This window comes from Rhodococcus sp. SMB37, assembly GCF_004345605.1.
Classification (GTDB): domain Bacteria; phylum Actinomycetota; class Actinomycetes; order Mycobacteriales; family Mycobacteriaceae; genus Rhodococcus.
In genome coordinates this window covers 1-13,481 of the sequence record NZ_SLVY01000028.1, presented here as the reverse complement: position 1 = coordinate 13,481, position 13,481 = coordinate 1, and the positions used below count along the sequence as shown (strand labels likewise).

At 63.9% G+C, this 13,481-nt stretch carries 11 protein-coding genes and 4 pseudogenes; 10 read left to right on the top strand and 5 right to left on the bottom strand.

All coding sequences use genetic code 11. The annotated features are described in order from the left end of the window. Positions 1 to 183 precede the first annotated feature (183 nt). The 5 genes and pseudogenes from EV641_RS27990 to EV641_RS27970 all read left to right on the top strand — a co-directional run. Positions 184 to 636 (top strand): annotated as a pseudogene (locus EV641_RS27990) (hypothetical protein); the annotation flags it as partial. A gap of 112 nt (positions 637 to 748) precedes the next feature. After that, positions 749 to 1,576 (top strand): mycofactocin-coupled SDR family oxidoreductase, encoded by an 828-nt coding sequence (locus EV641_RS27985; RefSeq protein ID WP_132476678.1) that lies wholly within the window; start codon positions 749 to 751, stop codon positions 1,574 to 1,576. A 39-nt stretch (positions 1,577 to 1,615) separates the two neighbouring features. Beyond that, the gene (locus tag EV641_RS27980) at positions 1,616 to 2,470 is read left to right on the top strand and encodes a mycofactocin-coupled SDR family oxidoreductase (RefSeq protein WP_132476675.1); all 855 of its coding nucleotides are present in this window, start codon (positions 1,616 to 1,618) and stop codon (positions 2,468 to 2,470) included. Positions 2,471 to 2,486: 16 nt separating this feature from the next. Then, the gene (locus EV641_RS27975; protein WP_132476672.1) at positions 2,487 to 3,473 is read left to right on the top strand and encodes a MoxR family ATPase; all 987 of its coding nucleotides are present in this window, start codon (positions 2,487 to 2,489) and stop codon (positions 3,471 to 3,473) included. 138 nt (positions 3,474 to 3,611) lie between these two features. Then, positions 3,612 to 4,463, top strand: a complete 852-nt coding sequence (locus tag EV641_RS27970) for a vWA domain-containing protein (protein ID WP_347238253.1) — start codon at positions 3,612 to 3,614, stop codon at positions 4,461 to 4,463. A gap of 235 nt (positions 4,464 to 4,698) precedes the next feature. Here EV641_RS27970 and EV641_RS27965 read toward each other — a convergent pair whose 3' ends face one another. Beyond that, positions 4,699 to 5,346 (bottom strand): TetR/AcrR family transcriptional regulator, encoded by a 648-nt coding sequence (locus EV641_RS27965; protein WP_132476666.1) that lies wholly within the window; start codon positions 5,344 to 5,346, stop codon positions 4,699 to 4,701. Positions 5,347 to 5,374: 28 nt separating this feature from the next. Next, positions 5,375 to 6,346 carry a MaoC family dehydratase N-terminal domain-containing protein gene (locus EV641_RS27960; protein WP_158289234.1) on the bottom strand — a complete coding sequence of 324 codons (972 nt, stop codon included), beginning with the start codon at positions 6,344 to 6,346 and terminating at the stop codon, positions 5,375 to 5,377. A gap of 63 nt (positions 6,347 to 6,409) precedes the next feature. Here EV641_RS27960 and EV641_RS27955 point away from each other — a divergent pair. From EV641_RS27955 to EV641_RS27935, 5 genes and pseudogenes are all read left to right on the top strand, one after another. Beyond that, positions 6,410 to 6,688, top strand: a pseudogene (locus EV641_RS27955) (SRPBCC domain-containing protein); the annotation flags it as partial. A gap of 210 nt (positions 6,689 to 6,898) precedes the next feature. Continuing rightward, positions 6,899 to 7,912, top strand: a pseudogene (locus EV641_RS27950) (IS256 family transposase); the annotation flags it as partial. Positions 7,913 to 8,025: 113 nt separating this feature from the next. After that, positions 8,026 to 9,081: a tyrosine-type recombinase/integrase gene (locus EV641_RS27945; protein WP_132476660.1), complete on the top strand. Its 1,056-nt coding sequence runs from the start codon at positions 8,026 to 8,028 to the stop codon at positions 9,079 to 9,081. After that, positions 9,078 to 11,033 carry a tyrosine-type recombinase/integrase gene (locus EV641_RS27940; RefSeq protein WP_132476657.1) on the top strand — a complete coding sequence of 652 codons (1,956 nt, stop codon included), beginning with the start codon at positions 9,078 to 9,080 and terminating at the stop codon, positions 11,031 to 11,033. The genes EV641_RS27945 and EV641_RS27940 overlap by 4 nt, the downstream gene beginning before the upstream one ends. 45 nt (positions 11,034 to 11,078) lie before the next feature. Next, positions 11,079 to 11,315, top strand: a pseudogene (locus tag EV641_RS27935) (transposase); the annotation flags it as partial. A 460-nt stretch (positions 11,316 to 11,775) separates the two neighbouring features. Here the strand turns inward: EV641_RS27935 and EV641_RS27925 are convergent. From EV641_RS27925 to EV641_RS27915, 3 genes are all read right to left on the bottom strand, one after another. Beyond that, on the bottom strand, positions 11,776 to 12,519 hold the full coding sequence (locus EV641_RS27925; RefSeq protein ID WP_132476651.1) for a hypothetical protein: 744 nt from the start codon (positions 12,517 to 12,519) through the stop codon (positions 11,776 to 11,778). A 258-nt stretch (positions 12,520 to 12,777) separates the two neighbouring features. After that, positions 12,778 to 12,990, bottom strand: coding sequence for a hypothetical protein (locus EV641_RS27920; protein ID WP_132476648.1), 213 nt, complete (start codon positions 12,988 to 12,990; stop codon positions 12,778 to 12,780). A gap of 6 nt (positions 12,991 to 12,996) precedes the next feature. Continuing rightward, positions 12,997 to 13,218, bottom strand: coding sequence for a hypothetical protein (locus tag EV641_RS27915; RefSeq protein WP_132476645.1), 222 nt, complete (start codon positions 13,216 to 13,218; stop codon positions 12,997 to 12,999). Positions 13,219 to 13,481 lie beyond the last annotated feature (263 nt).

The following is a 13,481-nucleotide window of genomic DNA, read 5'->3' as shown; positions in this document are numbered from 1 at the left end:
CAGCCCACCCGCACCCGCGGGGCCGGTCGATCCGATCGGCGCCGACCTGATCGCCCTTCTCAAGGCTCTCAAACTCGGCGCCCTCAAGGACACCCTGCCCGAGCGACTCGCCCTGGCCCGCCAGCACCAGCTCAGCCACGTTGCGTTCCTGGAACTGCTCCTCGCCGACGAGGTGTCACGGCGGGAACGCCCCGCGGCGACCTCGAACCCGCCGCCGGCTGGTCCCGAATACCGGACACCGACGACCTCGCGGGCGCCACCACGCTGGTCACCATCGACCAACGCGCCTCCTACCTCGCCTCCGCCGGCATGCTCTCCTTCGGCTACGGGCGGGTACGGAACCTGCTCCGCGCCGACGCCGGCACCGCCGCCTCGGAGGCCAAGCCCGCGTTCGGGATCTGGCGGGTCACCCTGCCCGCCGCCAGGCAGTACGCACTACCGGAGAAACTCCCTTTGCCGCACCCCGCGATGCGCGACGATCAGCCGGTGCAGACCTGGATCACCACCGTCAGCCTCGACGGACTCTGCGCGCCGATCGCCGACGGCGGCATGGGCCTGGACGTCGACGACCTCGACGTCACCGAAGCCTGGGTCTACGAAGAGCAAGGCAGGGCCCTCGACAAGTGGGCCCAAGTTTCGCAGAGAATCGGTGCCCGCTCGGTTCCATGGCGAATCAGCCCACATTTGGCACCCCATGTCATATAGTGAGGCGCAGATCACAGCCGTACCACCGAATCAAGGAGTGGACATGGGCAAATTGGACGGCAAGGTCGCATTCATCACCGGGGCTGCCCGCGGACAGGGGCGAAGTCACGCCCTCAAGTTGGCGGAAGAAGGCGCAGACATCATCGCCGTCGATGCGTGCCGCCAGATCGACACGGTTCCTTACGCCACCGCTACCCCCGACGATCTCGCCGAAACAGTGCGGCGGGTAGAAGCTCTCGACCGTCGAATCCTCGCCTCTGAGGTCGATATCCGCGATTTCGACGGGCTGAAGAAGGCTGCAGACGACGGTGTCGCTGCGCTGGGCCGAATCGATATCGTGCTCGCGAACGCCGGCATCTCCACGATGGCGCCGACTCTGGACATGACCGACGAGATGTGGACGACGATGATCGACGTCAACCTCACCGGCCAATGGCGAACGGTGAAAGCTGCCGTCCCTCACATCGTCGCCGGTGGACGCGGTGGCTCGGTGGTGCTGACGAGTTCGCTCGCGGCGCTGTGGGCGAACGAGAACATCGCACACTACAGTGCTGCCAAGGCCGGTCTCGTCGGATTCATGCGTGTGCTGGCAAAAGAGCTTGCACCGGAGAGTATTCGGGTCAATACTGTCCACCCGACCACGGTGGCGACCGACATGATCCTCAACGACGCCACGTACCGGCTTTTCCGTCCGGACCTCGAGAACCCGACCCGTGAGGACTTCAACGAGGCCGCACGGACTCTCAACGCGCTACCGATCCCTGCGATCGAATCCGTCGACATCTCCAATGCCATCCTCTATCTCGTCTCCGACGACGGCCGCTATGTCACAGGCACGCAGCATGTCGTCGATGCCGGTGGTCGACTCTGAGCGCGTCGCACCACCTCACCTACAAACTTAAGGACTTTCATGGGACTCCTCGACGGCAAGGTTGCGCTCATCACCGGCGGCGCCCGAGGACAAGGCCGCGCACATGCGCTCGTCTCTGCTCGTGAAGGCGCAGACGTGATCCTGGTGGACATAGCCGACCAGATCGCGAGCGTGAACTACGCCATGGCGCGCCAGGAAGATCTCGCGGAAACCGTGCGGCAGGTAGAAGAGCTCGATCGGCGTGCTCTGTCGATCACCGCGGATGTTCGCTCGCAGGAGCAACTCGATGCCGCCGTATCCCAGGGCATTGCAGAGTTCGGGCACATCGACATCCTGATCGCCAATGCCGGCATCTGGACGAAGGCCCCGTTCTGGGAAATGTCCGAGGAATCCTGGAACGACATGATCGACGTCAACCTCACCGGAGTTTGGAAATCCGCAAAGGCCATTGCGCCACACATGATCGACCGGCAGATGGGGTCCATCGTCATCACGTCGTCGGTCAACGGACTCGAGCCGGGCATGGACTATGCCCACTACGTGTCGTCGAAGCACGGTGTGATCGGACTGATGAAGAACATCGCGCTCGAACTGGCCCCGCACGGTGTGCGATGCAATTCGATCAACCCGGGTGCGATCCGGACTCCGATGACCGACCATCAAGGTGCGTGGGACATGTTCGCCGGCCACGAAGGCGGCACGGAAGCGGAGATGATCGAAGGTGGCTATCACTTCCACGCGCTCAAGGGCCACACGTTCATGCCACCCGAAGTGATCGCGAACACTGCCCTGTATCTGAACTCCGAACTCGCCGCCAGCGTCACCGGGGTGACGATCCCTGTGGACGCCGGCCACATGCTGCTGACCGGTGTCAATCCGGATCCGGTGAAGTAGCCGGCCGGAGCATTCGATGAACGGTAATACGGTGTCCGGCGATGACATCACCGGACCTCGGGTGACAGGTTTGGGTGGAGGCACGGTCCGCGGCATCCGGGATCGCGTCGCCACCCATCTGGTAGGCCGAACCCGCGAACTCGACCTGCTGCTCGCGACCGTAGCCGCCGGCAGGGACGTTCTTCTGGAAGGCCCACCGGGCACGTCCAAGTCGACGATGCTGCGGTCCATCACGGCCGAGTGGGGAATCCCGTTCGTGTTCGTCGAGGGCAACGCCGATCTGACACCCACACAGCTCGTCGGACACCACAATCCATCGCGGGTGTTGCGTGAGGACTACTCCGCCGAGAACTTCGTGCCGGGTCCCCTGGTCGAGGCGATGCGCACCGGTGGCTTCCTCTACATCGAAGAGTTCAATCGCGCACCCGAAGACACCCTCAACACGCTGCTCACCGCCATGGCCGAGCGGCGCATCGCAGTGCCGCGTGTGGGGGCGGTGGACGCGCTGCCCACCTTCCGGATCGTCGCGTCGATGAACCCCTTCGACAACGTGGGAACAATCCGACTACCCGACTCGGTGCACGACCGACTGTGCCGCATCGCGATCGGTTATCAGGACGACGTTGCCGAACGCGGAATCGTTCTGCTACGCAGCGGGATCGATTCGGATCGGCTGGTCGCCGATGCAGTTGCTCTCACCCGTGCCACCCGCGACCGGGACGACGTACGGCAGGGCAGCAGCGTACGCGGCGCGATCGATCTGGCTGTCATCGCGAAACAGCTCGCCGAGATACGTGAGGTGACGCTCCCTGACGAACCGTCCGTGACGCCGCCGCGCACGCTACCTGGCGAGTACACCGTGCTCGTGCTCGACGCCATGTTGGTTGCGTTGTCGGGACGTATCCACGTCGACGAAACCTTGTCTGCTACACCCGAAGTAGTGCTCCGGGAAATCTGGGAAGACCATTTCTTACTCGCACCGGCAGCTGCCGAGCCGGGTTGAAGAGCCGTCGACGCCGAATCACCTCTGATTCGACGCCGGCAGGCCGGCGAGCAAGGACTGCGGCCACTGAAACGCCGTCCGAAGCAGCTCGCCGAGGAACCCACGCTCTTTCAGCCATCGCGCGGTGGTGGGGGTGCGGTGGTGCTCGTCGGTGCCGGACGCGACCGGAAACGCGCCGGAGGGTCGAGCTTTCCGGTCGCGACCACAGCCGGAGAGACAGGGGAAAGTGGTCGGGAGATCGCTCTCGATGCCCTCGACGAGACGGTGGAGGATGCGCTCGCCCGTCGCCGCTCGCACGAGATCGCTCGACGGCTCGCATTGCAGCCTGCGAACGACAGACGATCGCGGCGTGGCGTCGGCGCGCTGGCCTCGGTGAGGTGGTGGGGTGGTTCCGCCGAGATCGATCTCGATGCGACGGTACGGGCGATCGCGGCGACTCCGCTCCCGGAGGACGACGACTTTATCGTTCGTGAGCGCAGGCGTAGTCGCCGGTCGGTGGTGCTGGTCATCGATCTCTCCGGGTCGATGAAGGGCGAGCGTATCCGCACGGCCGCGGCAACAGTGGGTGCTCTTGCGAGCGAGTTGCATCGTGACCGGCTCGCGGTGGTGGCGTTCTGGTCGGACGCTGCGGTGGTCGCGCCGATGGGGGAGCGACTCGATCCGACGGTGGTGCTCGACCGGATTCTTCGCATTCCGGCTCGTGGCCTCACCAATGTCGCGTTCGCACTCGAGGCCGCGCGCTGTCAACTGCGAGATGTTCCGTCCCGTGAGGGCCGGGTGTTGTTGCTGAGCGATTGTGTTCACAATGCAGGGGAGGATCCGCGGACGATCGTGCCGGCGCTTCCTCGGCTCGATGTACTCCTCGATGTCACAGGGGAGAAGGACCTCGAGCTCGGGCGTGACCTGGCCGTCCTCGGCCGCGGACTTTGTCGGACGATCACGACCTACCGTGATGTGCCCGGTGCATTGCGTGCGGTGTTCGCCAGGTGACGTCGTTGCGGGCCGCGGCAGGTGAACCCTGCATGATCTCGAAGTAGTTCTCGAACGTCACGGGCCAGCTCCGGCGTCGGTGAAGTGGCGCCAGCTGAGGGGCGGGCAGAGTCGGCTTCTGTCGTAGCTCCCGCCGAGTGAGCAGGCGGTGCAGTGGACAGTTCGTCGCGATGTGCCCGGAGCCGCGGGTGGTAGTGCTGCTCCGACACCCACCGGGTACGGCGGCGCCGGCCGCTCACGGACCTTTGTCCCCGACCAGGGCGAGAGCGAAATTGACGTAGCGATCGGCGATATCTTGTGGGGTTTTCGTTCCTCCGGTCCGGTACCAGTCGGCAACACCTTGGCACAACACCAACACTGCACGAGTCGCCTCGTGCGGGTCGTCGGTGCCGAACTTGCCCACCGCGCGTCCGGAGATGACTTCGGTGAGCATCATCGCTTCGAATTCGTCACGGAGTGCGACGTGCTGACTCCTGTAGGGCTCTTCGAGTCCCCGAATTTCGCGAGTGAGATGAGCCATCCTGCGTCTGTTCGTCATGTACAGCACGGTGTTCTCGACCAGCGCTATGAAGCGGTCGCGCGGGTCTTCGCCGGCGTCCGCAAGTGCGGCCTGGCCGCGCCGACGGAGGTCCTCGTTGGACATGCGCAGGAGGGCGACCAGTATGTCCTGCTTGGTTTTGAAATTGTAGTAGAGACCGGGAACCGTCATTCCCGCCTTTGTCGCTATCGCGCGGACGCTCGTGCCGTAATAGCCGCAGGTGACGAAGAGCTCGAGGGCGGCGTCGAGCAGATCCGGAAGCGTGTAGGCAGGGTCGTAGTACCGCCAGTCGCTGACGGTCGCCAGATCTGCCGTCTCTGCTTGGTCGATGTGTGTGCTCGCCATCATTATCTCCTCCGCCTGTCTGCGGACACTATGCCAAGGCCGAATCGGGCGTGTCCGAACGCACCGCGATGTCGACCGTGGCACGCACATGGGTACCACGGTCATGTCGACCGTCGACCCGAATCGTCTTACCGGTCGGGCCGTCGTCGGCACTGCCACTGAGCGTGAGCACGTCACCGGGAAATGCGGGTTGCGCGAGGCGCAGCGTCAGGCGGCGGAACGTCGTCGCCGGACCGAAGATCGAGCTGACGTAGCGGGTCACCAATCCGGCTGTGGTCACGATGCTGGCGATGATGTCGTCGAGACCCTGACCCTGCGCCACATCGTGGTCATGATGCACCGGCTCGTGATCGTTCGATGCCAGAGCACCGGCGATGATCAGACTTCGAGAAAGAGGAATCCTCAACGTGGACAGTCGGATACCCGTGCTCTCCGAGGCTGTGCCCGTGCCGCGCTGAGAGGACACTGTCGGTTCGGGACTGAAGTACATCGTGCGCGAGCGCATCGTGCCGACCACGTCACCGCGCTGATTGCGGAACTCGAACGCGATGGTGACGAAGTGCCCAGGCCCCAACGCGGTGCGCTTGCGGGGTGAGACCGACTCCACCCACGAGAGTTCGGTGAGCGTATCGCCCGGCCGGACCGGTTGCAGGTATTCCTGCTCATAGTCGGTGGCAACGACAGCGGTGAACCCGTTGTCCGCACTCAACTCGCGCACCTGCGTGTGCAGCGTCGGAAACGCTGCCCGTGCCCGGGATCCGATCGGCATCGTCCAGGTCTGCAGCATCGCGGGTGGGGCGAGCACACCGCCGTGTCCCGCCTCCACCGCCGCGTCCTCATCCCGGTAGACCGGGTTGTCCTCGCCCAGCGCAGCACACCAGGTACGGATCGCATGGTCGCTCACCACGATCTCGGCCGACCGGGTGACGGGATCGGCTGCGTGCGGCAACACGGCGAGTGCCGCGGTGAGGTCACCGAGTGGGGGCTGGCTGGTTGTCACGGTGTCTTGAGGGCACGATCGATCAGGGATTCGGCAGTATGACACTCATCCTCAGCGGACGTTTCGCGGTGGTGGGGGCCGGAGGGATTCACCACCACGCGGACGTTCGAGTTCCGCGTCGGCGGGGTATGGGACTTCGTGATGCACGGACCGGACGGAACAGGCTATCAGGAGTGGATCTCCTGGACCGAGATCACCCTGCCGGATCGGATCACGCTGCGCCACGGTGAGTTCCGCGGCGACCGGAACGCCCTCGAGTCGATCCTGACGTTCGAGCCCGACGGTGTGGCGACCCGGATCGAGATGCGCACGGTGTTCCCCACCAAGGAGCTGCGGTCGTAGGGTGTCTATGGTTATCCGCATGCTCGACATCTCAAAGTGAAGGTGCGGCGCCGACGCGCAGGTGCCGATGGGAGAGTCCCATGGGGTGGTGGGAATCCGGTGAGGACATCCGGGCAGGTCCACGGCGTGTCGATCCCTCGGTAAGAGTGGGCCATCGCGTAGTGATCAACGAGTTACCGACCAAAGTGACTCACAGAAAGCAGCTACGCGATGACCCACGACCATTCTGCCCTGCTCGCTCAACTCGACGCACTCAAGGGCGCCGATACCGCCAATGTGTTCGCCGAACTGATCCGCACCGGACTACAGGCCCTGATCGAAGCCGAAGCCACCGAGAAACTCGGTGCCGGCCGCTACGAACGCACCGAGCAGCGCACCACCCACCGCAACGGACATCGCACCAAGACCGTCGCCACCACCAGCGGTGATGTCGAGGTCAAGATCCCCAAGCTACGCTCCGGCTCGTTCTTCCCCTCCCTGCTCGAACGCCGTCGACGGATCGACAAGGCTCTCTACGCGGTGGTGATGGAGGCCTACGTGCACGGGGTGTCCACCCGCAGCGTCGACGACCTGGTCGGCGCCCTCGGGGTCGAATCCGGAATTTCGAAATCGGAGGTCTCGCGGATCTGCGCAGGTCTGGACGCCGAGATCGCCCGGTTCCGGGAACGCACCCTGACGCACACCACCTTCCCGTACGTGTTCCTCGATGCCACCTTCTGCAAAGTTCGTGTCGGTGCGCACGTGGTCTCGCAGGCGTTGGTGGTCGCGACCGGGGTGTCGATCGACGGCAGTCGTGAGGTGCTCGGCACCGCCGTCGGGGACAGTGAATCCTACGAGTTCTGGCGGGAGTTCTTGGTCGGGTTGCGGGGTCGGGGACTGTCCGGGGTGCATTTGGTGATCTCCGATGCGCACAGCGGGCTCAAAGCTGCCATTGCGCAGCAGTTCACGGGTTCATCCTGGCAGCGGTGCCGGGTGCATTTCATGCGGAACATTCGGGCGACGGTCGGGACGAAGCATGTGCCGCCGGTGATGGCGGCGGTCAAGACGATATTCGCGCATACCGACCCGATCGAGGTCGCTGCGCAGTGGGATCAGGTCACCGACACGTTCGCCGGGTCGTTTCCGAAGGCCGCGGCGTTGATGGAGTCGGCGAAGCATGATGTGTTGGCGTTCACCGCTTTTCCGAAGGCTCATTGGCAGAAGGTGTGGTCCAATAATCCGATATCGGTTAACCGGCCCTCCCACGACACGATCACGGTTGCAGCCTGAGGTCCGGGACCGCCGGTGATACCAGGCGCATGCTGGCGGTGTCGACTCCGATCGAAAGGCGGCGGGCGATGACCGTTCGGGTGCGCATCAGCGGCAACGGGCATGTGATCGACGGCCAGTGGGAAGGATGCGCAGCAGCGAACGCGTTCCTGACGCATCTGGCCGGACGCGGATTCAGTGCGGCAACGGTGCGGGCATATGCGTTCGACGTGCTCAATCTGGCCCGGTTCCTGCTCGATCGCGACCTCGCGGTAGCTGCGGTGACGCCAGTAACAGTGTTCGAGTGGGTCGACTGGCAGAACGTGCGCCGCGAAGCCCGCCCAGGCATGGCGACACGAGGTAATCGGGGCACTGCGGCATCGACGATCAACCGACGAGTCGCGGCGATACGGGCGTTGTTCGAATACCTGGTGATGACCGGGATACGCTCCGACAATCCGGTGCCCTCACCGCGGCGCGGGCAGGGACTGCGACCACCAGCGCAAGGACTGCTCGGACACCTTGGCCCCGGCCGGCCCCGGACCGGAGGCAGGCTGGTACGCCAACCGCGGTTGCTGCCCGAATCCCTCGACGCCGACGCGATAGAGCAATTCGCAGCATCGCTACGCACCCATCGAGATCGGGCGATGGTGTGGGCGATGCTGTTCGGTGGGCTGCGCAACGCCGAGGTGCGATCCCTGAGGTTGGCCGACGTCGATTTCGGTCGGCGACGACTCCGGGTGCTCGGCAAAGGTTCGAAGGAACGGGTGGTGCCGGTCGATGCGGTGTTCTTCACCGAACTGTCGGCCTATCTGCGCCTCGAACGGCCACCAGGGTTGGCGACCGAGGAGTGTTTCGTGGTGCTGCGCGGTCCCAGCGCGGGGGCGCCGGTCACCGAGGCCGGACTGCGGTCACTGTTTCGGCGGCACCGGGACCTCTCCGGCGCGACGAGGGTGCGTCCGCACCGACTGCGCCACACCTATGGCACCGAACTCGCTTCCGCTGGAATCGATCTGATGGTGCTGAGGGAGTTGATGGGGCATGTATCTCCGGACACCACTGCCGGATATGTGCATCTGTCGGTCGAGCAGCTCGCCGCCGAATACGGCGCGGCCCGCGCCAGCTTCGCCGGAACACGACAATGAGCACCGCGGTGGTGGCGACGGTCGTCCTGCCGGCCGGGCCCGTTGCGGTGCTCACCGACTACCTCGATCATGTTGCCGCCCTCGGGCTCAGTGGCAGGTCGGTGCGCGCTCGCACCCTCATTGCGACGACCTTCCTGACCGCGCATCCGGACCTGCGGGACTGGATGACCCGACCGGCGGCCGAGCGACTGGCCGAACTGCGCAGCACCGGGGCGTGGCCACTGCTGTGTCATCTCATCGGACGCGGCGACCTGCGGCTGGACCTCGAACTCGCGGCCGTGAAGAACCTCACCGGTCTCGGCCGGGCCGTCGAGGACCGCGACCCGGACGGGTTCGCTGCCGTCCGGGCCGCCGGGCTCGCCTTGGGGTGGACACCGCAATGGGTCGAGACGGTCCTGGGTGAATGCCTGGCAGTGCTGCTCGCCTGGCACGGCGGCCTCGTCAGCGGCGTGAGCTCCGATACCGTCGACGAATTCGATGCTGCATTGGCTGCCACACAGTCGATTCCGGCAACATCGAAGCGCGCCTACCGCAACCGGATTGCAGGGCTGCGGCAGATGCTGTTCCAGGCCCGCATCGTCGATACCCCACCACGGCGCCGGCCGTGGGCCCGCAGCTATGCCCAGCGCTTCGCCGACGCCCCGATGGCCGATCCGATCCGCGAGGCCCTGTTGCGTTACGTCACCGTCCGGGCTGCGGTGCTGCGCCCGAAGTCCGTCGAATCGTTGATCAACGATCTGCTGCCGTTCGCGGACTACCTCACCATCCACCATCCCGACGTCGTCTCCCTCGAGGATCTGGATCGCAGTCACATCGAGGGCTTCCTGGTCTGGAATCGCACCCGCACCTGGCGGGGGCAACGCGCCGCGGCCGGCGCCGGACGCACCATCTCCAAGGCCGTGATCCAATCGACGGTGTTGAGCGTGCGCAATCTGTTCGACGACATCACCGAATGGGGTTGGGAGCAGGCCCCGCCTCGCCGTCTGGTCTTCGCTGCCGACGTCCCCAAACTCGATCAACCACTTCCGCGGGCATTGCCGCCCGACATCGATGCCGCGGTGATGAATGCGGTGTCCCAGCTGGATGATTCATTCGCTCGTATCGGGTTGATCGTGCTGCGCGGAGCTGGTCTGCGGGTTGGGGAGCTACTGGATCTCGAACTCGGCAGCGTCATCGACTACGGTCCCGCTGGGACCTGGTTGAAGGTTCCGTTGGGCAAACTCGCCACCGAACGCATGGTCCCGCTCTCGGCCGCCACGATCGCCGCGTTGGACGAGTGGACCGGCGGGCGTGGAATCTGCCGGCCGCTGTCGCACGCCCGCACCGGAGAGTTGACCGATTTCCTGTTCGTCGCGCACGGTCGCCGTCTCAGCCAGACTCGGCTGCGCAACGGGCTACTTGACGCCGTCGAGGCGTGCGGACTGCGCGGGGCCGGGGGTGCGCCGTTGGTGGTGACGCCGCATCAGCTGCGACATACTTGGGCTACCGAACTGGCCAACGCCGGGATGAGCCTGCAGGCGTTGATGGCGTTGCTAGGGCATGTCACTCCGCAGATGACTTTGCGTTACGCCACGTTGGCTTCGCCGACGTTGCGTGATGCCTACGACCAGGCAATGGGCAAGATGCGGCGGCGGTTCACGCTCACGCCGGTCGGCAGACCTATTGTCCCTGATGCGGTGAGTTGGCTCGGCAGTGAGATGCTCAAAACGCGTGTTGCCCATGGTTACTGTTCCCGTCACGAGAGTGCGGGTGCGTGTCCTTATGCCAATATCTGCGAGACCTGCGACAACTTCGTCACCGGACCGGAGTTCCGCGGCGCGCTCGAGGCGCAACGCACCGACGTCGAGGCACTCGAGGTCGATGCCCACGGCCGTGGTTGGCCCGATGAAGCGGCCCGTCACCATCGCGTCGCTGACGCCTTGACCGACCACTTGCAGCGTCTCGACCGTTGACCCAAATCGGCAACCAGGGGTTGATCTGTTCCTGAGGGCCGGATAATCGAGCGGTTGAACAAGGAAATCAAGCGTCGAGCCGATGTCGTGGAGATCTTCCCGAACCCGGCTGCGTTTCTGCGGTTGGCGACTGCGGTGGTCATCGAGCAGCACGACGAGTGGCAGGTCACCCGCCGGTATGTCTCGGATGTGAGTATGGATGAGCTCCGAGCGGTGATCGCGGCGAAGCAGCAGGCTACCGAGGCGGTGTTGTCGTTGACCGGAGCGAGCGAAACAGCATAGTATTCCGCATGACTCGTTGATCACCGCGCATCCCGCGAGCCGATCCGAAGTCCACCACTCCACGGGGCACTATCGTGCCGATCCGAGGTGATGTGATGGACGAGTGTGGCGCGGGACCAGCCGTGGTTGGCAGCCTGGCTCGCGTACCAGTCATCGCGTCGAAGCAGCGTAACCAGCCGGCGCCCGAGGACCGGCAGTTCCGCCGTATATGTCAACGTATCGGCACCTTGATCAACGCTGACGTGCGCTACACGTATGGGCAGTAGACGCCCCCGGGTGAAGCATCGAACAATGACCCGGCACGCCACGAGGTGTCCCGCGGACACAACTTCAACACGTTGCGTATGGCATCCTGCATGCAGTGCATGCGATGAGTGCACACATCGCGCGCAGCCAGAACATCAATTTCTTCAAGCCATCGAGGCGAGCTTGCCCAACCCCCACTAGAAGCGAGCCCAGGTCATCGATCGATCGGGCACGCTTTGTGCACGTCAATGACACGGCTGATGCCCGAACACCAATCCCGAACCTCCGGGCTGACAGCACCGATGAGGCGGAGTGCGTCGTTGTGACGGGCTTTCACATTGACGTCGAGGAGCGGTTCCATGTGTGACACGCGGTTACGCAACGCATGCAGTCGGGTCGTTCTGCCTGCGACGCCGAAGCCGTCCGGATCGCTTTTACGATGAGGGAAAGCTCTGTGGAGTGCGTCCGACCAAAGAACCTGCCTGCCCGTGTAGTTCTTGTCCTTCGGGTCCGGCGTAGGAAGCAGCTTTGCCCAGGTACCGAACGTTAACTGTGTAACCATGTCATCGTGATTGACCGCAACGCCGTGGCGGGGATGCCGCAAGGCACGCGCGGTCACGGCATCCTCTGCATGCTCCCTGGCAGTCCGACGTGAACCCTTGGTCATCGAGTTGAGCGGCCGAGCCGGATCAGAAAGCCATCCCTTTCCGTGCGTTACGCCGGGCGTCGTGTGGTGGGGTTGCGTCCCGTTCCATACCCGCAGTTCACCATCGATGGCGTTACGAAGCGCGACCTCTGTTACCGCGAGGACTTGCTGAAACGCTGCAGAGAGCTCGAGATTCCAGCGGTAGAGCTCCAGCGCTCGCAACGGATCATTGCTGCAACGCGAACGGTAGGTACCAAACCGTGACGGATGAAGGGTCTGCGTGATTGCGTCGATCGTCTGCCGACTTGGCACCTGACGTGTCCTCCGTTAACATTAGTTCCAGGTACGAGGACAAGGTCCCTCGTTAATACATGGAGATCCCCCCGCGACAGCTTGGTCGCGGGGGTTCTTCGTTCTCCTGGAATCTAGTTGACTAGCGCCTCTTTCGGCCAACCGACCCCGCAACTGGACTGTCGCTCTCGAACGACGGCTGCGTGTGTGTCACCTACCCGGATCCAACAGGGGAAAGCCCATCTCCTGATGCGGGTGATGGGCGTTCTCGTCGGCTGTTCAGTTAGGCGCTTGCGCTTCGGAGATCGCGTCCAGGAGTAGTTCGATGCCAGGGTCGTTGTAGTGAGCGATTGCGTACTTGTACAACGCCGCAAGCTGCGCGAACGAGCCAAAGCGATCGGACTCGATCTCCGGCAATCTGTTCCAATACCCGAACTCGTCTACGAGATCGTCGAGGGCGAGCGCTTTGTCTTCGTGTACGGACTCTGACATCAGAAGTCACCTGTCCTTGTCTGCCGCTTCAACGGCCTCGATAGCTTGGAGAAGCAGTTCGATGCCAGGCTCGTTGTAGTGCGAGATCGCAAACCTGTAGAGCGCCACCATCTTGGAGATCGTGTCGAATTGATCGGAATCCTGATCAAGGACCACCCGCCACTGGTCGTACTCGTTGAAGAGATCTTCGATCGTAGGCGTTATCGTGGACGTCGTTTCTGCACTCATATTCGAAAAGCCTATAGGAGACAAACCAGACCAGCCGCGTTGGAAGAATATCGTCACGTGGCGTGACGGCGACCTACGGCAGAGCGGCGCCGTTTCGCAGTCCACTCCTACCCGCGAAGTGGTACACGAAGTAGTTTGTCGCGCGCACAAGCCGCTCAGTCCTCTCATCAGGGTCACGTCAAAGTCGTCTTTCCGCTGGTGAGAACCAGTTCTATCGCATCCTGAATGCAGAGTTGATACCGTCGGCAGGCCGCAGCGATATT

Coding starts and splice junctions, on each gene's coding strand:
- EV641_RS27985 (WP_132476678.1), top strand. CDS start 749: ATGGGCAAATTGGACGGCAAGGTCGCATTCATCACCGGGGCTGCCCGC.
- EV641_RS27980 (WP_132476675.1), top strand. CDS start 1,616: ATGGGACTCCTCGACGGCAAGGTTGCGCTCATCACCGGCGGCGCCCGA.
- EV641_RS27975 (WP_132476672.1), top strand. CDS start 2,487: ATGAACGGTAATACGGTGTCCGGCGATGACATCACCGGACCTCGGGTG.
- EV641_RS27965 (WP_132476666.1), bottom strand. CDS start 5,346: ATGGCGAGCACACACATCGACCAAGCAGAGACGGCAGATCTGGCGACC.
- EV641_RS27945 (WP_132476660.1), top strand. CDS start 8,026: ATGACCGTTCGGGTGCGCATCAGCGGCAACGGGCATGTGATCGACGGC.
- EV641_RS27940 (WP_132476657.1), top strand. CDS start 9,078: ATGAGCACCGCGGTGGTGGCGACGGTCGTCCTGCCGGCCGGGCCCGTT.
- EV641_RS27920 (WP_132476648.1), bottom strand. CDS start 12,990: ATGTCAGAGTCCGTACACGAAGACAAAGCGCTCGCCCTCGACGATCTC.
- EV641_RS27915 (WP_132476645.1), bottom strand. CDS start 13,218: ATGAGTGCAGAAACGACGTCCACGATAACGCCTACGATCGAAGATCTC.